The following is a 23,759-nucleotide window of genomic DNA, read 5'->3' on the forward strand; positions in this document are numbered from 1 at the left end:
GCTTTTTTTCTTGGTTATCAACCAATTGTTAATAAATCATGATGTACCGCACCTCGTATAGCTTAAACAAATAGCAACTATTTTTTTCTTTATTGAAGGATTGTAAGAAAAATTTGAAAGTATGGTGCTTTTTTAGGCGATAAAAAATATTCGAACAGCGGTAGGGTTGGATTTTTGGATTTGCTAAGCACTTTTTTAAAACTTCTTAGCAGTTTGTACAATTTGCTTAGCAGTTAGTACAATTGAATCGGTTAGTTTTCATAAAAAAACCCGGACAGCTGGAACTATCCGGGAATTTAAATACTACAAACCGTGGTACTATCCGTCTATCAGTTTGTACTTAAGCGTGGCCAACATATCCCGTAGCCGCTTAGCGGGCCTAAAATTTAGGTGGGCGCTTTTTACGGTGTGGGTGTTCACATCTTCTTGAAGGTCTTTACCTTCAGATCGAACTCCTACTTGAAAGCGGCCTAAAGCCCCTAGATCTACAACACGACCTTGGCTAAGCTCATCGGCTACATTGTGCATAAGGGCGAGCAGCACTGCATAGCAGTCACTTTCGCGTACGGTACACTGGTTGGACACTAAATACGCCAACCGTTCCAGATTGACTTCCCCATCTGCAATAGCGTGGGCGTAAAATTTGGCAGGCGCTGTTACGTCCTGCGGGTTCCCTCTCGGGATGGCCTTGATACTTATCATGGCATTATGGTATTAATGACACCCTTTTTATTCAGGTGGTCCTCGGGACTATTCCTTTGGACAATGCTAATTTACTAAGAATTTTGGCTGTTTGTTAGGAATTTATTTTCCTAAATGTGAACAGTGAATTGTTAATTTGCTGATTGTCAGATACCTTAAAAAGTTATCAACAAATAAAAGTTGACAAATATTTTTTTTATTCTTACTTTACTCTAATTAAAATTGGAAGCCCAATTCTACATGGTCGGAATGGGATTTTGCAGTCGAAATTCGGGTTTAATAATTTGGTATTTAAAATTTGTAATACACTCCATTGTTTTTCCCTATTTTTGACCCAAAACAAACAGTCCTGTGTCCACAGAAAATCCTTTAGTATCCATCATAATTCCCACCTACAACCGCGCCCACCTGATAGGCGAGACGCTGGATTCGGTCTTGGCGCAGACCTACCAAAACTGGGAGTGTATTGTGGTTGACGATGGCAGTACGGATGATACGGATACACTTATGGCAGAATATATGGCCAAGGATTCCCGGTTTCGCTATTACCACCGACCAAAAGATCGGTTGCCCGGGGGCAATGCGGCACGCAATTATGGGTTTGAGCAGAGCAGGGGGGAGTATATACAGTGGTTTGATAGTGATGATTTGATGTACTCTTACTTTTTGAAATTTAAAATAGATAACTTAAACAATAATGATATTATATTAACTTCCGGAGAAGTAATGAATCAAACACTTGAAACAAGAGAGCTAAGGTTTCAATTTAAAGAACCTTTTTCACTGTTTAACGAGATGGTTACTTATAATTCAGAGATATTGACACCGTGCGTTTTGTTTAAAAAAACATTTTTAGAAAATAAAGTTTTATTTAATGAAACTATAGCACGGGGTCAAGAGAGTGAGTTTTTTGCAAGATTATTTTTTCATAATCCCAACATTAACTTTATTATTTTAAAGAAAGTATTATTTCAATATCGAATTAATTCAACTTCTAAGTCAAATAAAGATGAGAATGCATATTTGACATCTAGATTAATTTTTTTTATAGATAACTTTGAACGTAGTTTTATTTTGAAAGACGAGAAATTAATAATACGATTTTATAAAAAGATCATTTCTACTTTATTTGATTTTATAAAAAACTCAATGAAAAGTGAGTTTAATATATTTTATATTAAGTTTAGAGATTTGATTGCGGAATATAATTTTAGAGTTAAAAACCTGTATTTACTTCCTGTTTTGAGTAAATTAAATTTTCATTCTGAAAAAATACGTAAGTATTTTCTTAATCAATATTAAATGGATGATTTCCATTATTATACCCACACATAATAGAGCCCATTTAATTGGTGAAACCATAGAATCCATCCAAAATCAAACCTACAAAAACTGGGAATGTATAATTATTGACGATGGCTCAACAGACCACACAGAAAGCCTTATTGCAGAATACTGCGCAGCCGATAGTCGAATTCAGTATTATAAAAAACCCAATAATTTTCCAAAAGGTCCTTCGGCGGCCAGAAACTATGGTTTTAAAAAAAGCAAAGGCGGTTATATCAATTGGTTTGATTCCGATGACATTATGCACCCTGAAAAACTGGAGACCGATTTGAAACACATCCAATCTGGTGAGTACGACTTTACCATCAGTCAATCTCAGTTTTTTTCTGAATCAGGAACCCCCCAAAAAAAATATTGGAACAAACAACTTTGGAGCGACGATCCGATTAACGATTTTATTAAAATGAAGATAGGTTGGGGGGTCAACGCTTCACTTTGGAAAAGATCATCGCTTAATGCTATCGGTTTGAGGTTTAATGAAAATCTAATGACTGCGGATGATTTTCTATATCATATACAGGCATTGGAGAAAGACCTTAAGCCTATAATTATAAAAAAAACCTTGTCTTTTTTAAGAGTGCACCCTAAAAGGTTAAATGATTATAGGGTAAAGTCGCCCTTTAAACTAACTGTAAATCTTTATTTAATAAAGAAAAAAAAACAATTGAAATTAAAAGAACAAACAATTGATTATCTAAATAACCAATTTAGAAATCAATATTTAAATCTTTTGAAAAACAAAAAATTAAATTTGGCTATTTCTTTTTTATTTAAAGCTTTGTCAAATCACTACAAAGGACGGTTGAAGGTTTCGTTGATAAACTTTTTTCTTATTGGATGTATCTATAAATTAACAGGGTACGGTTATAAATTTTTAGAATAAGACTATGTGTGGCTTTCTGGGAGAATATACTTTTAAAAACATTCTGTCTAATACTAATGAGTTTTCAGACTTATTAGCACTTTCAAAACACCGAGGGCCCGATGCTACAAAAATTGAAGAATGTGAAGAGAATTATCGTTTAGGGTTTAATAGGTTGGCATTATTAGATTTAAGCCCAGCTGGCGAACAACCTAAAAAAAGTCCTTCAAAAAGATTCCATCTTGTTTTTAATGGGGAAATATACAACTATAAAGAATTAATCAAAGAATACGGGCTGGAAGGATTGCGCTCAACAGCCGATACCGAAGTATTATTGCATTTATTTGATGCTATTGGCATCATTGATACCTTAAAGGCACTTAACGGCATGTTTGCCATTGCCGTAATTGATACTATTTCAAATACGTTGTATTTAAGTAGGGATTTTGCCGGGATTAAACCCTTGTTTTATGGCAAAAATGAAAATGGAATTGTGTTCGCTTCACAATTCGATCAAATTTTCAAGCACGAATGGTTTTGCCATAACCTTATCTTAAGACCCGAGATTGTTCGGGAATATTTCGCCTTTGGTTATATGCAAGCTCCAAATACAGTATTCCAGTCCATTTTTCAAGTCAACCCTGGGGAGTGTTTGCAAATTGACTCAAATGGTAATTTTGAGACATCCATTATCGCTCACTTTAAAAAAGAAGTGGCAGTACAAGCTAATTTCAGATTAGAAACTTTACAAAAGAAAATTGAAAAGGCCGTTACCATACAATTAAACAGCGACCGTTCTTTGGCTGCTTTTTTAAGTGGGGGTATAGACAGTACCTTAGTTACCAGTTATGCAAAAAAAAACAAAGAAAACTTAGAAGGGTTCACCCTAGAGGTTACTGATAAAAAGCTCAATGAGAGTGACTATGCCAAAGCTTATGCCAACCATTTAAATTTAAAGCATAAAATAGTAGCTGTCGATAAAGATGCGTTAATCGATATAGTTGACGAACATTTTAAATCCTTTTCAGAGCCTTTTGGAGACTACTCAAGCATTCCCACCTATATGGTTACAAAAAAAGCAGTGAAATTTCATACCGCTATGTTGTCGGGCGATGGGGGCGATGAGCTATTTTGGGGCTATCCGCGCATGTTCGATGTATTGAAAAAGGCTTGGTGGTTTAAAATGCCGTTTTTTTTAAGAAAAAATATCGTGCGCATTACCAATAAATTGGGCCTATCAAATACGTATGCTCCTTTTCATAAAAGTTTGGAGTCATTTTGGCTTCATAAACATATCAAATTACCTGAAGCATTATTGAATGAAGTGTTTTCTACCCCCTTTTCAAACGAAATGCTTAATTTGTATCAAATGGGCAAAGGTTCCAATAAAAAACGACTACAACATTTTTTAAGGTGGAATGAATTTTATGGGCACATGCAACGGGTGCTTGTGAAAGTAGATAGGACCAGTATGAAAAACAGTTTGGAGGTTAGGGTTCCTTTTTTAGACAAACACGTAATTGATTATGCTTGGACGCTACACCAGTCCATCGATACATTAACACAATTAAAACAACCGCTAAAAAAATTAGTGCAACAAGAAATTCCCGAGCAGCTTTTGATGCAAGAAAAAAAAGGATTTTCAATACCGATTGAATCTTGGTTTAAAAATGAGTTAAAAGAAGACTTATTAAATGTGGTTATAAACAAAAGAATTTTTGGTATCGATACAGAAAAAGAGCATCTGCTTAAAAAATATGTACACAACTTTATTAATGCTGAACATAATAACGGTTGGGGTGTATGGCATATCTATGCGTGGCAAAAATGGGCAATTCAATCAGATTTAATTTGAATACAAAAAAATTACATATCACGCTCTTCGATGGCTCTTTTAAAACCACACCTTTTATAAACAGGCTGGTAAAAGGGTTAATTGCCCATGGCCATAGGATTAGCATCATCGGCTTTAACGAGCACAACCCAAACCCCGTCCCTAATGTAACCTACCAAGCGCTGGGCAGCAATGCCTCTAAATTAAAGTTGGTATTAACCAGCATACAACTCGCATTGCGTTCAAAAAATATAGGTACCATAGCGACCACTTTTAAATTAATAATAAACGGCAACCGGGAACATCTACAGCAGCAAAACCTACGCTTGGCCCTAAAAAAACTAAACCCCGATGTGGTTCACCTCCAATGGCCTTCCTTGCTCTCGTGGATGGAGCCCTATATGCCCAATGACCAGTTTAAAGTGGTATTGAGCCAGCGCGGCTACCATACCAACGTCCGCCCGTTTGTGGACGAGGGCAACTTTATGTATTTACAACAATGGTATCCTAAATTGGACGGGCTGCATTCGGTTAGCAAGGCCATTTCGGTAGTTGGAAAAAAAATAGGGCAACCCCATACCCAAATCGATCACGTGGTCTATACCGGTTTGCCGCTGGATGCACTTGCCTACAAGCGAAAACAGTCCAAAGGGGAGCCCCTGCAATTGTTGTCCGTTGGCCGTCCGCATTGGAAAAAAGATTATCCCACGGCATTAAAAGCCTGTGCTGAGTTAAAAAATAAAAATATTGATTTTATGTACACAGTAGTAGGTGGCAAAGATAATGAAGAGGTGTTGTTTTTAATAAACGAATTGGGATTACAGAATAACGTAACCTTAATAGGTAAAATAACACAAGATCAAGTGTATAGAAAAATGCAAGCCGCCGATGTATTGTTGCTCCCGAGTATTGAAGAAGGTATTGCTAATGTGGCCGTAGAGGCCATGGCTTTGGGCTTGCCCGTTATAAGCACCGATTGCGGTGGGATGCCTGAGTTGATAGATCACCAAAAAGACGGATGGCTCGTCCCCACTGGAAATCCCCACGCCCTTGCCGATGCCGCAATCCATTTCAAAAACCTATCTTTGGAGCGGGTAAATAACCTTACGCTTGCTGCAAGGCGAAAAGTGGAGAGGCAGCATACCGTAGAAAAGATGGTCAGTGATATGGAAGTATTATATGCTTCAACAATTAATCCCTAATTGTAAAATTATAAATATGTCTGTGAACGTAACCAAAACATTTTTACCATCGCAAGATGAATACACTATTATTCTGGAAAAAGCCTGGGAAAAAGAATGGATTACGAACAGAGGAAGTCTAGTACATGAATTAGAGTCGAAGCTAAAAAAATTTTTGGGGGTTTCTAATATATTGGCTACAACAAATGGTACTTTACCGCTTCAAATGGCTATCAAAGCATTAGGGTTAAAGGGAGAAATTATAACCACTCCGTTTAGTTATGTTGCCACAACTAGTAGCATTGTATGGGAAGGATGTACCCCTGTTTTTGTGGACATACATCCTGAATACTTAACTATAGATGAAACTAAAATAGAGGCCGCAATTACCTCTAAAACATCAGCAATATTGGCAACCCATGTATTTGGTAATCCCTGTGCGGTAAAAGAAATTGAAAGCATTGCTACAAAGCACAACGTAAAGATCATTTATGATGCCGCTCATTGTTTTGGAGTCTCTTATAAAGGGAAAAGTATTTTTGAATACGGTGATGTCAGCACCTGTAGTTTTCATGCCACAAAGTTATTCCATACCGGAGAAGGGGGAGCTATATTTGCAAATAATAAAGCACTGCAAAACAAGTTGTTTTACCATCACAATTTTGGGCATAAAGGTAAAGAGGCCTTTCAAGGCTTAGGTATCAATGCTAAAATGAGCGAATTACAAGCTGCAATGGGCCTAGCTGTATTCCCGCACTTGGAAAAAATAATTGTAGGAAGGAAAAGAGCAGTACAGTTCTATAAAAACGAGCTTCAAGGCTTTAAACAATTAAAAGTAAGAAACGAGACTCATTGGAATTATTCTTATTTTCCTATAATTTTTGAAACAGAAGAAGGGTTGCTCAAAGTGCAGAAAGCTTTGAACACCATAGATGTTTTTCCTAGAAGATATTTTTATCCAAGTCTTGAAAAATTACCATACATATTATCTGTTCCTAGCATACCAGTAGCAGAGAATATTTCCGAAACCATATTATGTTTACCGCTGTACCATGATATTTCTGAGATAGAGTTAAGCACAATAGTAAATTGTATTAAAAAAACAATGGCATTATGATTATAATTGGAACAAAAGGAATGGCAAAAGAAGTGTTGGAAATAGTCTCCTGTGAAATGAAATTGAAAGATAATGAAACAGTGTTTTTCGATAATATTAATAGTTACCGTTCAGATCTATATAGCCGCTTTCAAGTTTTAAAGAACCTTGAAGAGGTAAGTGCCTATTTTAAAAATCATAATGCCCATTTTACTTTGGGATTGGGAGGGGTTATAAATAGAAGAAAAATGGCAGATACTTTTTTAAGTTTGGGAGGTACACTTACCTCCATTATTTCCAACTTTGCCAAAATAGGTTCTTTTAACACTCATATAGGTGATGGTTGCCAATTGATGCAAGGCGTTATTATAACTAATGAGGTATCATTGGGGAAAGGGGTTTTGGTAAATATTAACTCTACAATTAGCCACGACACTAAAATAGGGGATTTTTCTGAAATAGCACCCAACGTGTCAATAACAGGGAGATGCAGTATTGGGAAAAATGTCTTTATAGGTAGTAATGCAACCATTTTACCCGATGTTACCATAGGCGATAATGCAATAATAGGTGCAGGGGCAGTAGTACTGTCTAATGTTCCTTCAAACAAAACAGTGGTAGGTAACCCCGCTCGAATTATTTAAATATGGATAACCCTCTAGTTTCTGTCTGCATGATTACATACAATCATGAAAAGTATATAACGCAGGCCATTGAAAGTGTTTTAAGTCAATGTATTGATTTCGATTTTGAATTTATAATCGCAAATGACGCCTCTACCGATAATACAGATTTACTTATCACTAAATTAATCAAGGATAACCCTGAAATAACTTTTAAATATTTTAATCATTCTGAAAACAAGGGGATGATTGACAATTTTATCTTTGCCCTGTCAGTGTGTAAAGGAAAATATATTTCTTTATGTGAAGGTGATGACTACTGGACAGATACATCAAAATTAAAAAAACAAGTAAAGTTCTTGGAGTTAAATCCAGAATATGAGATGTGTTTTACTAATATTAAAGTAGTTAATTTTTTAGGTAAACAAATTAAAAAAAAATTAATTGTCAATGCAAAAAAGTCCTCTTATACCCATAAAGATATGACTATATGGGCTCCTACCTTGACAAGAGTATTCAAAAATCGAGATTTCAGTGTAATACATAAACCATCGCCTGGTATGGATACCTTAATGTTGGTATATCAATCTACTTTAGGAAAGATTAAATTTTTGGATGAGATAACTGGCGCTTATAGAATTCACGATACCGGTGTGTTTAGTATGATAAAAATTAGCCGTAAATATGAGCATAAAATAAAAACAAGTATTGCCTGTTTGTCTTTTGTGCATAGAATATATAAAAAAAAATATGTCGGAGAAATTTTAAAAAACTTGCTTGAGCTTAAAGCCATTGATAAAAAACTATATAAGAGAACATGTCATTATTTTATGAGTGAAGTTGAATTATTGAAAGATATGCCAAAAATTAAACTTTATAAATTCTGGTTAGGTTATTATATAATAAAACTACCGTTACATAAGTCTTCATCAACCATAATCTTTACTAAAAAGGTAATTAATCATTTATTAATCTATTGAACTATTGAAAACTGCCGTCGTCCTTACCGTCAAAAACGAAGCCCGCCTGCTGCGGCCAAACCTGCTGTACCACCTGGGGCTGGGCATAGACCGGGTTTTTGTCTATTTTGACCATACCACCGATAACGGCCCAGAGACCATTGCCGATCTAAAAAACGTACAAGCTCAGAATTCCGTATCGGCAGAACAATACAGCGATTTACCTTTTCTAAAAAAGTTTTGGAGCAATGCTGAGGAACACCACACCGCAAGACAGTGCCTAAACACCTACGATGCGTTGCAACAGTGTAAGCAAGAAGGGATAGATTGGTTGGTTTCCTTAGATGCCGACGAACTGTTTATAACACGGAACAAAGGTCAGCAAACCCTAACTGATTTTTTCAATGCCGAAATAACCGAAAATTACGATGTCATCCGTTTGCCAACGCTAGAAATGGTCAACCGAAAAATGGCCTACCAAAATGTTATGGCCGAGGAAACCCTGTTTAAAAAACAGAAAAATTTCAAGTCGCGGTTCGACAGGATTTATAGAAAGCTGTATAACCCTTATACCAAAAAACATATCACAACCTCCTATTGGCTGGGGCATACCATGGGCAAGGCGGCCATCAACGTGCACAGCGATTTGATTCCCTTTAATGTGCATCGGTACCAAAAGCACAATGGCGACAAACCCCGGGAAAAAAAAGCAGGCAACATCCTGCATTACCACCTCTACGATTTTGAGGATTTTTTAAAGAAGTATCGAAATTTCAAAAATAGGTCGATCACTTATTTGAGCGGTAATCAAATAAATTCATTAAAAAGCCTGTGGATAAAACTGGTCAATGATCCGCAGCATGATAAAGCGTCTTTAAAAAACTACTATAAAAAGAACATACATTACAATAAAAAAGAACTGGCGCGATTGCACAAAACCCGTGTGTTCAACATTTTAAAACGAAAGGAAGAAGCGGTGGTGCAAATAACCAAGCCAAAGGAAGTGCTGAGGGATTAACCACGAAGTGTTTTTCACGCAGAGATCCGCTGAGAAAAACACGCTGGGGCTCGCAGAGAAGAAAAATCCCGCCATCTTTAGCGAAAAAACAACACTAAAACCTCCGAGAGACCCCCACTTTAGCGAGAAGCCCTCCTCAGCGAGAAATCGCTACGCTTCTAAGAGAAACTTTTCCGCATCCCCATCTTGAAACACTATTTTTATTAAATTAAATTCATAGTTTTATGGCTTCAATAACCTTTCATTATGGAAATCAATATTATTACGGGTCAAATAATTGACACCTCTATCCAATTACATCGCACCCTCGGTCCAGGGTTATTGGAAAGTGTATATGAAAAATGCCTTGAGGTTGATTTAAGAGAAAAGGGGTTTGAAGTGGTAAGCCAATTAGGCGTACCTCTGAAATACAAAAATCTGGAATTCAACACCGGATATCGGTTGGATCTTTTAGTTGAAAACCAGGTTATTGTCGAAGTGAAATCCGTTGAAACGCTTGCGCCAGTTCACTTTTCACAACTATTGACCTACCTAAAGCTTTATGATAAACGTGTTGGACTATTGATTAATTTTAATTCAAAATACTTAAAACAAGGATTGCATAGAATAGTAAACAAATATGAAGATTAAAAGTTTGTTTCACGCTGAAGATGCTGATAAGGTTTCACGCTGAGAACGCTGGGGTTTTTTCACGCTGAGGACGCAGAGATTTTTTCATGCTGAGGATGCGTAGGTTTAACAGAATATCATATCTTAAGCTCCAAAACCCCTCAGCGACCCCTGCGTGTTTTTCCCACAGCGGTCTCTGCGTGAACCCAACACTATGAGCATACAGCAACTCAAAACCCAAAAAATCCTCAGCGACCCCTGCGTGTTTTCCCCACAGCGGTCTCTGCGTGAACCCCAACCCAACCCAGCACTAAATGAACATCATCAAAACGCCCATAATCCCACCCCGCCAACAATTCGCAAAAGTCGAAGCCCCGCACGAACTGGACAAAAAAGCCATTTGCATTTTTGCAGCCACGGGTTTTTTTCTCGATACAGATACCTATTTCCAAAACCAAAAAGTACTCCCCCCGGCTTCTGAAAACAGTATGGACGAAAACGGCATGTTGCTCAAAAGCACACCTTGGTTTAAATGGCATTACAGTCCACGAAATATCAGTTTTGAAACCGCTTTGGACGAATTTACCCAATTGTTTGAAACCATTGTAGCAGAACAGGCCAACAACCGGCCGGTTATCCTGCCGCTCTCCGGTGGGTTGGACAGCCGCACCCAAGCCGTGGCCTTGCACGAACAGAAGGCTGAGGTGCATTCCTATTCCTATTCCTTTGCCGGTGGGTTTAAAGAGCACCACATCAGTGCGCAAATTGCCAAGACGTGTAACTTTCGGTTTCAACCGTTTATCATCCCCCCCAATTATTTATGGCAGGTAATCGATGAACTGGCCAACATCAATGGGTGTTATTCCGAGTTTACCCATCCCAGGCAAATGGCGGTCTTGGACGACTTTAAAAAAATGCAAGGCAGTTTTTCCTTGGGCCATTGGGGTGATGTACTGTTTGATCGGGGCGTGGGCAAAAAAGAAGCACACCTTCCTGAATTGGAAATCCTGTATAAAAAAATAATCAAAAAAGGAGGCTTGGCCTTGGCCAATAAGCTTTGGATTCAATGGGGATTGGAAGGCAGTTTTGAAGCCTATTTAAAAGAAAGGCTGGAGGCACTATTGAACCAAATCGATATCGACCATAAAGGGGCAAAGGTACGGGCGTTCAAGTCGTTGTATTGGGCCCCGCGGTGGACCAGCGTCAACCTGTCTGTTTTTGAAGAAGCCCACCCCATACACCTCCCGTATTACGATAACCGCATGTGCGCGTTTATTTGCACCCTACCCGAAGAATATTTGGCGGACAGGAAACTGCAAATTGCGTACATCAAGCAACGCAGCCCCAAACTGGCCAAAATTATGTGGCAGGCACAAAAACCTTACAACCTCAATAATTACCATAAAAACAAGGCCCCCGGAAACCTGCCGTATCGCATAAGCAACAAACTCCAACGGGAAGGCAACGCACTTCTGGGCAAAAAATACATCCAGCGTAATTGGGAGCTGCAGTTTTTGGGCATGGAAAACGACGAACAATTGCAAAGCTATATTTTTAACCCACAGTTTCATTCGTTTGTCCCAAAATCCGTGGTAACCGAATTTTACAACGCATTTAAAACCCAAGATCCCGTCACCTATTCCCACCCCGTAAGTATGTTGTTAACGTTGAGTGTTTGGTATGCTAATAACAGACCCTGAAACAAGTTAGACCCTGAAACAAGTTCAGGGTGACAAACCTTATTTCTATGTCATGCTGAACCTTTGTCATGCTGAACTCGTTTCAGCATCTGATCTTCCATTTGTCATGCTGAACTCGTTTCAGTATTGTTTCAGCATCGTTTCAGCATCTTCAGCATCTTTTTCCTTATCTTTATCTATAACAACCACATTACAATTATATGCCACACCGAACCTATCACAACTATTGGGTATATATCATTACCAACAAACCTCATGGTGTGTTGTATATAGGAGTTACCGGTGGGCTTGATGATAGAATGGAGCGACACGTCAAGGGTGAAGGAGGTTACTTTTCCGCGAAGTATAGGCTAAAACAATTAGTTTATTTTGAACAATTCCAATATATTCATGATGCTATTGCCAGAGAGAAACAACTAAAAAACTGGCATCGGCAATGGAAAATTAATCTTATTGAGCAGCAGAATCCTGATTGGAATAATTTATGGAAACCATTAGACCCTGAACTAAATTCAGGGTGACAAATTATGGATGGTGGGCATTAGACCCTGAACTAAATTCAGGGTGACACCCCCCCCCCCCCCCCCCCCCCTGTCATGCTGAACTCGTTTCAGCATCGTTTCAGCATCGTTTCAGCCCCCCCTTTGTCATGCTGAACTCGTTTCAGCATCGTTTCAGCATCGTTTCAGCCCCCCCCCTTTGTCATGCTGAACTCGTTTCAGTATCGTTTCAGTATTGTTTTAGCCTCTTAAAAACACTACTTTTGAAATTCACATTTCAATATGCCAAGCAAAACACGCATTCTATATACCATCCCAAACTTTAAAACAGCTGGAAGCCAATACGTAGTAATGGCATTGGTGGAACGCATAGATAAAACACGGTTTGAACCCTTGATAGGGGTAGAGCGGTTTCCAGAAACCATCCCCCAGATAATTCCTCAAAAAAACCAGGTCGTGTTGGCAAAAAACGGCAACCTAAGGAAAGATGCCCTTGCCTTTTCCAAGCTGTTGAAAAAACAGCGCATAGACCTTGTCCATTCCTGGGACTACAAATCGGAATTTGTGGAAGCGATCGGCTGCAAACTGGCCCGCGTACCCTATCTGTTCACTAAAAAAAACGACGCCTGGTCCAAACGTTGGTTTTTAAAAAGCCTTTTGGCCACACACATCGCCTATGACAACCCAGAAATGAAATCGCGTTTCTTTTCAAACCGAATATTTCAGAAAAAAATCACTTTTATTCCCCATGGTGTGGATACCGCACTATTTAAACCGTCACCCGTAAAACTGAAGGCCTCCGAAAAGTTCACCATTTGTTCCGTAGGGAATATTGGAGACAATAAAAACCAAATGTTCCTCATAAAAGCCTTAAAAGCGCTTCCAGAGCGTGTGCACTTAAATATCTATGGCAAGGCCGATACGGCTTATCTAAAAAAAATGCAACAGCTGATACAACAGGAAAATTTGGAGGGCAGGGTCCATATAGAGGGATTTGTCCCCAATAATCAACTGCCGGGGATTTTGCAACAACAAGATGTTTTTGTTTTGGCCTCTAAGAAAGAAGGCCTTCCGGTGTCAATATTGGAAGCCTTGGCCTGTGGCGTGCCGGTGCTCTGTTCCGATTCCGGTGGGGGGTCCCGGTATATTTTCAAGGAAACCATTTCAGAAAACATTTTCGATCTAAAAAAACCACAGGACTTTGTTGACAAGTGTAAGCCGTTATTGGAAAATGAAAAATATTATTTCAGAAAACGAAAAGAAGCGGTACAGATAGCGGCACGGTTTGATGTGGAAAAAGAAGTAGCTTCCTACTCAAAACTATATGATAAATTGGTATAAATGAAACGGTACAACAAACATTTGGTGGTCTTGGGTTCCGCCCGTAGCGGTACCAGTTGGTTTTCTGAGCTCATCGCCCAACAGCACCGCTACCGCATGCTTTTTGAGCCCGAACATGAGTTCAATACCAAAAACGGGAAATTGATCTGCGACCGGTATATTACCGAAAAAAACACGTCAAAACCTATCAAGCACTACTTAAAAAGGGTTTTTGCCAACCGGGTGGACAGCGATTGGATTGCACAGCTAAGCAACCGCAAATGGAAACGCCACCTGTGGCCTTTTATTCCGAAGAAATTCATCATCAAGTTTGTACGGTGTAATTTGGCGGCTGGGTACTTGGCCAACCATTTCAACATCCCCGTGGTTTTTATAGTTCGCAACCCGTATGATGTATTGGCCTCGCAACAACGGGTGAAATTCCCATGGTTATACAATTTAAGTTGGTTTACCGGCCAAGAAGACCTGTGCAAACTAATCAACGAAACATACGGGATCGATATAACGGCACTAACGCTTAAATCTAATCTGGAAAAATTATGCTTTCGCTGGTGCATTGAAAACTCGGTTCCCTTTTTGGACAGCAAAAAGCGCTTCAAGGTTTATAAATATGAAAACATAAAGGCCGATATCAATTTGTTTTTGAATATTTGCAAGGAACATCGTTTAGAGCCATTAAAAAATATTGACAGTGTGTACCGCAAACCCTCCAGCAAAACCCATCCCAAAAGCACCATCATCACCGGTAAGAACAAGCCGCGGCCTTTCACAGCGGAAGAATATGCGCTCATCAATCACTATCTAGACCGTTTTAGCATCAACCTATACGCCCGTGAACACTAAGTCATGAAAATAGCACTCGTACTTTCTTCTCCGCCCGGATACTCCGAAACCTTTTTTAAGTCCAAAATAAAGGGCCTTCAAGCCCAGGGGCATAAAGTAGTGTTGATAACGGCCGCCACTCCCGAACGGTTTAGCGGATGTGAACACCGTGCCCACCCCACGGTTTCAAAATCGGTTTGGGTACAGTTAGTTCGGTTGTTGTGGGTAGGGATGTCGTTGCTTCCCTACCTCGGTCGCGTGCTGCGCTACATTCGATTGGAACGGAAATCGGGCACCTCCTTAAAACGCACCATTGAAAAAACCTATTTAAACGCCACGCTACTAAAACTGAAGGCCGATTGGTTGCACTTTGGGTTTGCCACCATGGCCATAGACCGGGAGTTGGTCGCCAAAGCGATTGGTGCCAAGATGGCCGTGAGTTTTCGAGGGTATGATATTAATATTTACCCGCTTAAACATCCTGATGCTTATCAACTTTTATGGCATCAAGTAGATAAAGTGCATAGCATCTCAAAATATCTTCTAAACAAAGCATATACCTTAGGATTACCTAAAGAAACCCCGTATCAAATTATAACACCAGCCGTAACCATTGAAAAGGTACCCAAGAGGGACGCATTAAAAAACAATATTCCAATAAAAATCACAACGGTTGCAAGACTGCATTATATTAAAGGAATCGATCTTTTATTGGAAACAGCTTCCCTTTTACGCAACCAGCACATTGATTTTGTATGGGAAGTAATAGGAGCGGGCACTAAAAAAGATACAGAGCGCTATTTGTATCATAGATATGAATTAGGATTAGAAGAAAAGGTAGTGTTTACAGGGAAAAAAACACATCGAGAAACACTTCGCGCAATGGCTGGTTCTGATATATATGTACAAACTAGCCTAACTGAAGGGTTTTGCAATGCGGTTTTAGAGGCACAAGCTATTGGTGTACCGGTTATTGCCTCCAATACGGGTGGCATGTCTGAAAATATCATTCATGATAAAACCGGCTGGACAGTACCCGAATTAGTCCCCGAGCTATTCGCAGCACAAATTGAATCGGTTTTAGCGCTTCCAGCAACAGCACAAAAACGCATTACAGCACAAGCCGCCGCAAGGGTAGAAAGAGAATTTTCCATAGAAAAGCAGCAACGGGAGTTTGTTGGGTTTTATTCGTCGAAGTAAGATAATGGAATCCCTCCTTGAGGGCCTGTGCTAAGCATAGCCGAAGTCAAGAGGACAATGCCGCGGGATTCCCCCCTTGAGAGCCTGTGCTGAGCGAAGCCGAAGTAGGGGTAGGGGGGTGTCCAGCCGAAGTAACAAATAAATCGCGAACATCCAAAAAGTCCTCCTTTGCCAAAACCACGCTTTTCATAAAAAGCCCTATCTCAGGTGATTGAGCCCGCCTACCAATTTTCGGGCAGGTAATCCCGAAAGCGAAGCGCATCGGGATTGTATCGAAACAACCGGCTGTTGAAAGCAATAACTTTAAATACCATATCACACTCAAAACAAATAACCTGACATTCCGGCCAACCGAAAGAGGTGTATTTTTCCTGTTTTCGACTAAACCGCTATGGTCTTATTAAACAAGGTCTCGATACACCCGTTCGTGCCTCACGGGCACTCGACCTGACATGTGTAGGCAGGCTTGTCGATATAGAACAATACAACGGGATTCCCCCTTTAGAGCCTGTGCTGAGCGAAGCCGAAGTCAAGAGGACAATGCCGCGGGATTCCCCCCTTGAAGGGGGTAGGGGTGTGTCCAGCTAAAACAACAAACATTTCGCGTTATACACCCCTAAAGTCCCCTCAAGGGGACAATGCAGTGGATTTCCCAAAAAACCCTACTACGGCAAACACTTCAACACGGATGCATGGCACCTACTTTTTTATCCTAAAATAATACTGCAAGAAACCCTATCTTTACCCCCAGTGAAACTGTACTATCCCACATCGCATTACGACCCCCGGTTCCGCCGGGAGGTGTTTCCATTGTTGAAGCCTTTTATCAAAGGCAAAGGGTTTACCGATGAAGCCCGCATAAAACTGTACGGCGTATCGGAAACCGATTTCCAGTTGGTGGAAACCATAACCGAGGCCGATGTGGTGGTCTTGCCCATGGCTTGGAATTATTATGTAAAAAACAGGCAGTTGCCAAAAGCCCTGGAGTGTATTGAAGCGGCCAAGGCATCACAAAAACAGGTGTGGTCGTACAACGCAGGCGATTTTGGCGTGAAAATCCCTGAGTTTGACCATGTAAAAGTGTTCCGCTTCAGCGGTTACCGGGCCAACGGACAAAAAGGGCATTGCGGAATGCCGGTGTTCATTACCGATTACCTAACGCAACACTATGAAGAAGAGGCTTTTCTAAAGAAACACTACAGCCCAAAACCGGTGGTGGGGTTTTGTGGGCAAGCCGATGATCGTGTTTTGACCACTGGGAAAGAACTGTTCAGGACCTTGTTCTACCTCATGCAATCCAAATTGGGCTTACGGGCAGAAGAACCCCAGACCGTGGGGTCCACCTCCCGGTTGCGGGCGGCTTTGCTGAAAACACTGGAACGGAGCGATGTGATAGCCGATAATTTCATTAAACGAAAACAATACCGGGCCGGGGTGACCAAAAACAAGGCGCAACACCGCACTACCAAGGAGTTTTACGATAACATCCTGCAATCAGATTACGTGTTGTGTGTGCGTGGTGCCGGTAATTTCTCGGTGCGTTTTTACGAAACCTTGATGATGGGGCGTATCCCGGTATATATCGATACTGATGGGTATTTGCCGTTGCAGGATACAATCGATTGGCGCAACCATGTGGTTTGGGTGGACTATAACGAACGCCACCAGGTCGCTCAAAAAGTCAAGGCATTTCACGATGCCTTATCTGCTCCAGATTTTATAGCTTTACAGCAAAGCAATAGAACGTTGTGGAAAGAAAAACTGACTTTAGGTGGATTTTTTAAAGAATTAGTAAAACAGAAATGATAGTTGAGCACAGTAGGGATAAAAGGGTGCCATTAATTATAGAAATCAGCCTAATTAAATGAAAATCTTATTTTGTTTTACATACAGCAAAAGTTTTTTATCTGGGTTTTTTTTCGATCTATGTAAAAAATTAACTGCATCGGGCAAACACGTGGTCGTCTTTTCACTTAAAAAAAGAGCTGAAAAGAAAAATGTTGATGGAATACCTATTATAATAGAAAGAAAAGGAGGTCATTTACACAATTATCTTACTACCTACAAAATTATTAAAAGCACAAAACCCGATATTATAATTTCAAATTTCAATTATGTATATCCTGCACTTTTGTGCGGTACAGTTGCAGGAACATCTAAAAACATAGCTTGGTTCCACACAGAAAGCAGTCATACTAAACCAGGACGTTTAAATGTCTTTATAAAAAAATGGTTGTCAAAATTAGCAGATAAAGTCATTGTAAATTCTCCGCGGTTACAAGAAGACCTTATTAGTACTTTTTCGATGGCTAAGAATAAAATACACATTGTTCCTTTTTGGACGGCAATTTCAAATGATAGCCTAACGGATTTTAATTTTGACAATTCAAAGGTTTTTAAAATTGGATGTCCAGGCCGTTTGGTCGAGGGTAAAAACCATGAAGTTCTGATTGATGCTCTGGTTAAAATCAAAAGCAGTTCTAATTTACCTTTTAAACTTTACATACCTGGAAGAGGGGATAAAGAGAATAAGATAAAAAAATACATTGTAGATAAGGGTTTGGGTCAAGATGTAGTATTTTTGGGCGACCTTTCTATAGATAAAATGCCTGGGTTTTATACAGCTATGGACTTAGTGGTTTTACCTAGCTTATATGAGGCTTTCGGATTTGTTTTTATAGAAACAATTAGTTTAGGAGTGCCAGTATTGGTTTCCAATAGATTTGGAGCATTAGAATTTATAAAACCTTCGGTAGCGGTAAATAATTTTCAGTTTGATCCTCTAAATGATAGAGAATTAGCCTATAAAATCACTCAATATATGAATGGTCAGGGCTTTAAATCAACCTATTTTAAAAAATTATACCATGATAATTTCAGCAGGGAGCGCACCTTTAATTCATTTGAACACGTTTTAAAATAAAACATGCTTTTCTCCTTTTTAAAATACCTACAGCCTACCCATTACTTTCAACTGTACCGAAACGATGGAAGTTCGGTGTTTCCCATCCCAGAGCACTTGCCTGAAGCACTACTTGACCAAGTAGCGCCCAACCCCGTGTTTAAAAGCGAAAAAGCACGGGTATACGACTGCTCGTGGCAGGCGCTACAAAAGGGCTATATTGGTCCTGCAGCAACATATAAAAGGTTTGAAAAACTGCCTGTTATCGATGAATATACCTTTATCCGCCTGTATTTCCATCCGGCTTGGGTGTTGTATGTGTTGTTGTTGCGGCTGTGCAGTTTTAAAAACCCGGTAGCCGAAATCAAGAGTTGGTTGCAAACCCGAAACATTAGACGTGTTCCCTACCTTGAAAGGCCCATACACCATCCTAATTGGGATAACCTTCCACACCCAGTTTCAAAAAAAGTGACGGTCATTATCCCCACGCTCAACCGTTACACGTACCTAAAAGACGGCTTAAAGGACCTAGAATTGCAAACCCACACCAACTTTGAAGTGATCGTCGTGGACCAATCCGAGCCTTTTCAACCAGATTTTTACAAACAGTTTTCGTTGCATTTACGGGTGATCCATCAAAAAGAAAGAGCCCTGTGGTTGGCACGGAACACCGCCATTGAAAAAGCAAACAGCGATTTGCTGTTGTTGTACGACGATGACAGCCGGGTGAAAAAAGATTGGATAGAAAATCATTTACGGTGCCTTGATTTTTTTAATGCCGATATTTCCTCTGGCGTTTCCATCTCCCAATCGGGAGCCGAAGTCCCGGCCAATTATGCGTTCTTCCGGGTGTCGGATCAACTGGACACAGGAAATGTATTGATAAAGCGAGCAGTATTTGAAGCAATAGGCCTTTTTGATCGGCAGTTTGAAAAGCAGCGCATGGGGGATGGCGAGTTTGGCTTGCGCGCCCATTTGGAGGGGTTTTTGAACATTTCAAATCCGCATGCCGGTCGGTTGCACTTAAAGGTGGGCTCTGGCGGCTTGCGCGAAATGGGAAGTTGGGACGGCTTTCGGCCCAAAAAATGGTTGGCGCCCCGGCCCATCCCAAGTGTCTTGTATCTCTTCAGAAACTATTATGGTAAAAAAAGAGCAATTTTTTCTTTATTAAAAACGGTGCCACCATCTATTATGCCGTATAAATTCAAAAAAAACAAATTGATGATGGTTCTTGGCAGCTTGCTCTCTTTACTATTGTTTCCTCTTGTGCTTTTTCAAGTATTAAAATCGTGGTCTTTGGCTTCAAAAAAAATCAAACAAGGCGCACGTATTAAAAAACTGAGCGCATGAAGGTATTACAGCTTATAGATCGATTGGAAGTAGGAGGAGCCGAGCGGGTGGCAGTAGATTTATCCATATTGCTGAAAAGAGAAGGCGTTGCCGTCGATTTTTTAAATTTACTGTACCCTTCAAAGCTTGATGGAGAGCTTCGGGAAAACAACATACAGGTAGCTTACCTTAACAGAAAAAATAAGTACAACCCTTTTACATTGCTTCGACTTTTCTTAATCCTGAACTCCTATTCGATAGTGCATGTGCACTCTCGGCACGTTTTAAGGTATGTAGGTTTAACATTGTTGGTTCCTTATTTTTTGAGGAATTATAAGGTAGTATTTCATGACCATTACGGTTCAATAGATACGGATGAATCCATTTCCCTTTATTTGAAAAAATGTATAAAAAATTGCCATGCGTATATTGGAGTGAGCGATAAACTGGTTGCTTGGGCCAACGAGCATAGATTAAATGCTTCTATTTATTTATTGAAGAATATCGTTAGAAAGAAGAAGCCAGTAAAAAAAGCCAACATCCAGAGTGAGATCATGGTGATTGGCAATTTCAGGGAGCAAAAGAACTATGAATTTCTATTATCATTGGCAGAAAAGCTTCCCGATACCATTTGCTTAGACCTATATGGGGCAGTCGTAGAGCGGGAATACTATGAAAGCATATTGACACAGCTAGACGAAAGAGGGCTTACCAAACGGATCAATATCATTGTTGATGAAACAGCGAGTGCCTCTTTGATTACAAACTATAAAATGGCGGTACATTGTGCCACCTCTGAAACCGGTCCTTTAGTCGCTATCGAATACATGGCGCAGCACCTGCCGTTCATCATGTACAATACAGGAGCTGTTGCAAATACCTTAAAAGCTTATGAATATGATTTGATTATGGATACCTTTGATGCGACGACTTGGTCGAAAAAAATCATGGGCGTTTTAAAAAACCCAACCTATTTTAAAAGCATAGAGAAGCAGTTAAGTTTGTATTATACCAAGTTTTTTTCAGAACAAAACTATGTGGCCACATGCCTAAACATCTATCAACACATACTTCGCTCTTAGTGGTTTCAGATACTGCTATGTGCCAAAAAGACAGTGAAATACTTGCTTTTGAACCTGTGGTACGGGAGCTGGAAGCTATGTTGGCCTTGTTCGCTCATATTACTTGGATTGGGTTTAACCAGCCGGATAAGCTGGGCCGGGTACCTTTTAAAGCATTACCCTCAAAAAGAATACGCCCTATTTTGTTGGATACTGTGGGAGGCCCGCGTTCCAAGGATAAGATGGCTATCCTGAAAAACTACCCCAAGATGTACGCTGTGATCCACAATGAAATAAAAAAACATCCCGTGGTCCATAGCAGGGCGCCATCCAATCCGGCCTATATTGCCATGTGGCTTTCCAAAAACTACCCTAACAAACGATTTTGGTTTAAATATGCCGGAAACTGGACCGAACCTGCTCCGTTTTTTTACCGTTTGCAACGCCATAAACTGAAAACATTAGGGGATAACAGCGTGGTTACCGTAAACGGCCAGTGGGAGCAACAACCCAACAACGTGATCGCTTTTGACAATCCGTGCCTGGACGAAAACGACCGGGAAGCGGGTAAAAAATGTGTTGATGACAAAACATTGGGGCAAGAAATCAATTATTGTTTTGTGGGCGGACTGAACGAGAATAAAGGAATATTTCTATTGCTTGAAGCCTTTAGCACATTGAAAACGGCTGGTTTCAAGGGCTTGTTGCATATCATTGGTGACGGCCCCTTATGGGAACAGGTACAGGAAAAAGTGGAGGCTTTGTCTACGAACATCATCTTGCACGGCAGCTTGCCACGGGAAGAGGTGTATGCCTTGTATAAAAAATGCCATTTTTTGATATTGCCCTCCAAGAGCGAAGGTTTCCCAAAAGTAATCAGCGAGGCGATGAACTTTGGGTGTATGCCTATTGTTTCAAATGTTTCTTGCGTCGATCAATACATTGCAGATGGGGAAAATGGTTTTTTGATCGATCCGCTTTCGGTTGCCCAACTGCAACAGTGCCTTGTAAAAACCCAGACGATGACTGAAACCGCCTTTAAAAAAGCAATAGTATATAATTATAGGATGGCGGCACGTTTTACCTACAGTCATTATAATGAGCAAATACAACGGAAAATTTTAACCAATAAAGAACTACCACCATCACGTTAAAAGGATTGCAACATATTAAACCGTTACGGAATGTTTTGCTGCACGTAGCTTTGGGCATAATTGCCTATGCGTTTGAATCGCTGATGTTGGGTTATATGTTATTGGTGTTGGGATATTGGGTTTTCCGTATTTTAACCAAGACCAATAAGCACAAAGAGATCTTAATGGCGGCCGCTTATATTACCGGAGCTGAGGTCTTCTTTAGAATGACTGGGGCCTATATTTTATATGAAACCGCCAAATATGCGGTCATCCTGTTCTCGCTGTTCGGGATTTTTTTCTACGGATTCCGGTATAATGCTGTTTCATACTTGATTTATATTCTGGTATTGTTTCCTGGGGTGCTGGTTTCTTTAGAGAATATCGGGTACGACGTCAATTTTAGGATAGCGGTGCTCTTTAACTTAAGTGGCCCGTTGACCTTGGGAGCCATTAGCCTATATTGTTATGGACGTAGTATAAAATTCAAGGATTTCCTGGAGGTACTGGATATGTTGGTCATGCCCTTGATCGCCACTACGGTCTATATCTTTATCTATGCCCCTAATTTAAGGGAACTTGTTACTGGTACGGCCAGTAATGCAGCTTTGTCTGGCGGCTATGGCCCCAATCAAGTGGCTACGGTATTGGGCTTGGGGGCTTTTATATTGTACAGTCGGTTTTTTATTCCGTATAAAAACAAATTGGTGCATCTGGTCATGCTGTTTTTTATGGTCTTAATGGCCTATCGGGCCTTGGTCACGTTTTCCAGGGGCGGGGTTCTCGTGGCAGGGGTGATGATGGTGGTTTTTTCTGTTGTGTTGTACTTTAGTACCGGGATAAGAACCAAGGTTAAAATGAGCTTTAAGTTGTTTACCCTTGTATTTATAGGCGTTGCAGTGTGGTCCTTGGCTTTATTGCAAACCGGGGGAATGATAGGCAACAGGTATGAAAACAAAGATGCCTTGGGGAGGGAAAAGGAAGATGTAACCACGGGCAGGGCAGAGTTGTTTAAAACCGAGTTTGAAACATTTGAAGAGAATGCGTTTTTTGGCATTGGGGTGGGCAACGTTAAGTTTGAATTTGAAGATGAACTGGGCCAAGCAGTTGCCTCCCATAATGAGATTTCCCGAATGCTGTCTGAACACGGTTTCTTTGGTATCATTGCGCTACTGATATTGATTTTTGTGCCGTTGCTTTCAAAGCTGTCAGGGAGGAACAATATCTATTTTTATCCATTTATGGTGTTTTGGTTTTTGACCATTGCCCATAGCTCCATGCGCATTGCAGCCCCTGCCTTTATTTATGGACTGGCCTTATTGAACATTGAATATAAGGAAAAGAAACAACCCACTGTGCACAAAAAAATCAGTAAATAAGGTGTTGTTTTTTTTATCGTAGGATGGTGTGGAGTGAGGCAATTTAAGAAGAATACCGTTTGACCCCTAAAAAGCAACCCTTCATGGTGCAAAGTGATTGTTGATTGACAAAGGGCACGATTAAAGGACAAAAGGTTTATTATTGTAGCTCCTATCGATTA

At 40.1% G+C, this 23,759-nt stretch carries 21 protein-coding genes; 20 read left to right on the top strand and 1 reads right to left on the bottom strand.

Annotation, left to right across the window (positions count from 1 at the left end; translation table 11 throughout):
• Positions 1 to 318: 318 nt before the first annotated feature.
• Positions 319 to 702, bottom strand: a complete 384-nt coding sequence (locus tag DDV96_RS04110; RefSeq protein WP_116693468.1) for an HU family DNA-binding protein — start codon at positions 700 to 702, stop codon at positions 319 to 321.
• 351 nt (positions 703 to 1,053) lie between these two features.
• On the opposite strand from DDV96_RS04110, the gene DDV96_RS04115 reads away from it, so the two are divergent.
• The 20 genes from DDV96_RS04115 to DDV96_RS04210 all read left to right on the top strand — a co-directional run bounded on the left by DDV96_RS04115 (position 1,054) and on the right by DDV96_RS04210 (position 23,598).
• On the top strand, positions 1,054 to 2,004 hold the full coding sequence (locus DDV96_RS04115; RefSeq protein ID WP_116693469.1) for a glycosyltransferase family 2 protein: 951 nt from the start codon (positions 1,054 to 1,056) through the stop codon (positions 2,002 to 2,004).
• Positions 2,005 to 2,008: 4 nt separating this feature from the next.
• Complete coding sequence (locus tag DDV96_RS04120; protein WP_116693470.1) at positions 2,009 to 2,932, top strand: glycosyltransferase family 2 protein; 924 nt, start codon at positions 2,009 to 2,011, stop codon at positions 2,930 to 2,932.
• A 4-nt stretch (positions 2,933 to 2,936) separates the two neighbouring features.
• Positions 2,937 to 4,766: an asparagine synthase (glutamine-hydrolyzing) gene (gene asnB, locus DDV96_RS04125; RefSeq protein ID WP_116693471.1), complete on the top strand. Its 1,830-nt coding sequence runs from the start codon at positions 2,937 to 2,939 to the stop codon at positions 4,764 to 4,766.
• A complete protein-coding gene (locus tag DDV96_RS04130; protein ID WP_240607671.1) occupies positions 4,763 to 5,947 on the top strand; it encodes a glycosyltransferase family 4 protein in 1,185 nt (394 codons plus the stop codon). Before asnB ends, DDV96_RS04130 begins: the two co-directional genes overlap by 4 nt.
• Positions 5,948 to 5,963: 16 nt before the next feature.
• Positions 5,964 to 7,043 carry a DegT/DnrJ/EryC1/StrS family aminotransferase gene (locus DDV96_RS04135; RefSeq protein ID WP_116693472.1) on the top strand — a complete coding sequence of 360 codons (1,080 nt, stop codon included), beginning with the start codon at positions 5,964 to 5,966 and terminating at the stop codon, positions 7,041 to 7,043.
• On the top strand, positions 7,040 to 7,666 hold the full coding sequence (locus DDV96_RS04140; RefSeq protein ID WP_116693473.1) for a NeuD/PglB/VioB family sugar acetyltransferase: 627 nt from the start codon (positions 7,040 to 7,042) through the stop codon (positions 7,664 to 7,666). The genes DDV96_RS04135 and DDV96_RS04140 overlap by 4 nt, the downstream gene beginning before the upstream one ends.
• Before the next feature lie 2 nt (positions 7,667 to 7,668).
• Positions 7,669 to 8,625, top strand: a complete 957-nt coding sequence (locus DDV96_RS04145; protein ID WP_116693474.1) for a glycosyltransferase — start codon at positions 7,669 to 7,671, stop codon at positions 8,623 to 8,625.
• 4 nt (positions 8,626 to 8,629) lie between these two features.
• A complete protein-coding gene (locus tag DDV96_RS04150; RefSeq protein WP_165805963.1) occupies positions 8,630 to 9,622 on the top strand; it encodes a glycosyltransferase family 2 protein in 993 nt (330 codons plus the stop codon).
• A 246-nt stretch (positions 9,623 to 9,868) separates the two neighbouring features.
• A complete protein-coding gene (locus DDV96_RS04155; RefSeq protein ID WP_116693476.1) occupies positions 9,869 to 10,252 on the top strand; it encodes a GxxExxY protein in 384 nt (127 codons plus the stop codon).
• A 293-nt stretch (positions 10,253 to 10,545) separates the two neighbouring features.
• Positions 10,546 to 11,931, top strand: a complete 1,386-nt coding sequence (locus DDV96_RS04160) for an asparagine synthase-related protein (RefSeq protein ID WP_116693477.1) — start codon at positions 10,546 to 10,548, stop codon at positions 11,929 to 11,931.
• A gap of 200 nt (positions 11,932 to 12,131) precedes the next feature.
• The gene (locus DDV96_RS04165) at positions 12,132 to 12,452 is read left to right on the top strand and encodes a GIY-YIG nuclease family protein (protein WP_116693478.1); all 321 of its coding nucleotides are present in this window, start codon (positions 12,132 to 12,134) and stop codon (positions 12,450 to 12,452) included.
• 261 nt (positions 12,453 to 12,713) lie between these two features.
• Entirely contained in the window at positions 12,714 to 13,772 is a 1,059-nt protein-coding gene (locus DDV96_RS04170; RefSeq protein ID WP_116693479.1) for a glycosyltransferase family 4 protein, read from the top strand.
• Complete coding sequence (locus DDV96_RS15815; protein WP_165805964.1) at positions 13,773 to 14,615, top strand: sulfotransferase family protein; 843 nt, start codon at positions 13,773 to 13,775, stop codon at positions 14,613 to 14,615.
• 3 nt (positions 14,616 to 14,618) lie between these two features.
• Positions 14,619 to 15,794 (top strand): glycosyltransferase family 4 protein, encoded by a 1,176-nt coding sequence (locus tag DDV96_RS04180; protein WP_116693480.1) that lies wholly within the window; start codon positions 14,619 to 14,621, stop codon positions 15,792 to 15,794.
• 750 nt (positions 15,795 to 16,544) lie between these two features.
• Positions 16,545 to 17,600, top strand: a complete 1,056-nt coding sequence (locus tag DDV96_RS04185) for an exostosin domain-containing protein (protein WP_116693481.1) — start codon at positions 16,545 to 16,547, stop codon at positions 17,598 to 17,600.
• A gap of 58 nt (positions 17,601 to 17,658) precedes the next feature.
• Complete coding sequence (locus DDV96_RS04190) at positions 17,659 to 18,717, top strand: glycosyltransferase family 4 protein (protein ID WP_116693482.1); 1,059 nt, start codon at positions 17,659 to 17,661, stop codon at positions 18,715 to 18,717.
• Between the two features lie 3 nt (positions 18,718 to 18,720).
• Positions 18,721 to 20,046 carry a glycosyltransferase family 2 protein gene (locus DDV96_RS04195; RefSeq protein ID WP_116693483.1) on the top strand — a complete coding sequence of 442 codons (1,326 nt, stop codon included), beginning with the start codon at positions 18,721 to 18,723 and terminating at the stop codon, positions 20,044 to 20,046.
• Positions 20,043 to 21,107, top strand: a complete 1,065-nt coding sequence (locus tag DDV96_RS04200; protein WP_116693484.1) for a glycosyltransferase family 4 protein — start codon at positions 20,043 to 20,045, stop codon at positions 21,105 to 21,107. Before DDV96_RS04195 ends, DDV96_RS04200 begins: the two co-directional genes overlap by 4 nt.
• Entirely contained in the window at positions 21,071 to 22,240 is a 1,170-nt protein-coding gene (locus DDV96_RS04205) for a glycosyltransferase (RefSeq protein WP_116693485.1), read from the top strand. Before DDV96_RS04200 ends, DDV96_RS04205 begins: the two co-directional genes overlap by 37 nt.
• Before the next feature lie 5 nt (positions 22,241 to 22,245).
• A complete protein-coding gene (locus tag DDV96_RS04210) occupies positions 22,246 to 23,598 on the top strand; it encodes an O-antigen ligase family protein (protein ID WP_240607672.1) in 1,353 nt (450 codons plus the stop codon).
• Positions 23,599 to 23,759 lie beyond the last annotated feature (161 nt).

Origin of the sequence: Marixanthomonas spongiae (assembly GCF_003095375.1) — a bacterium.
GTDB classification, from domain to species: Bacteria; Bacteroidota; Bacteroidia; order Flavobacteriales; family Flavobacteriaceae; genus Marixanthomonas; species Marixanthomonas spongiae.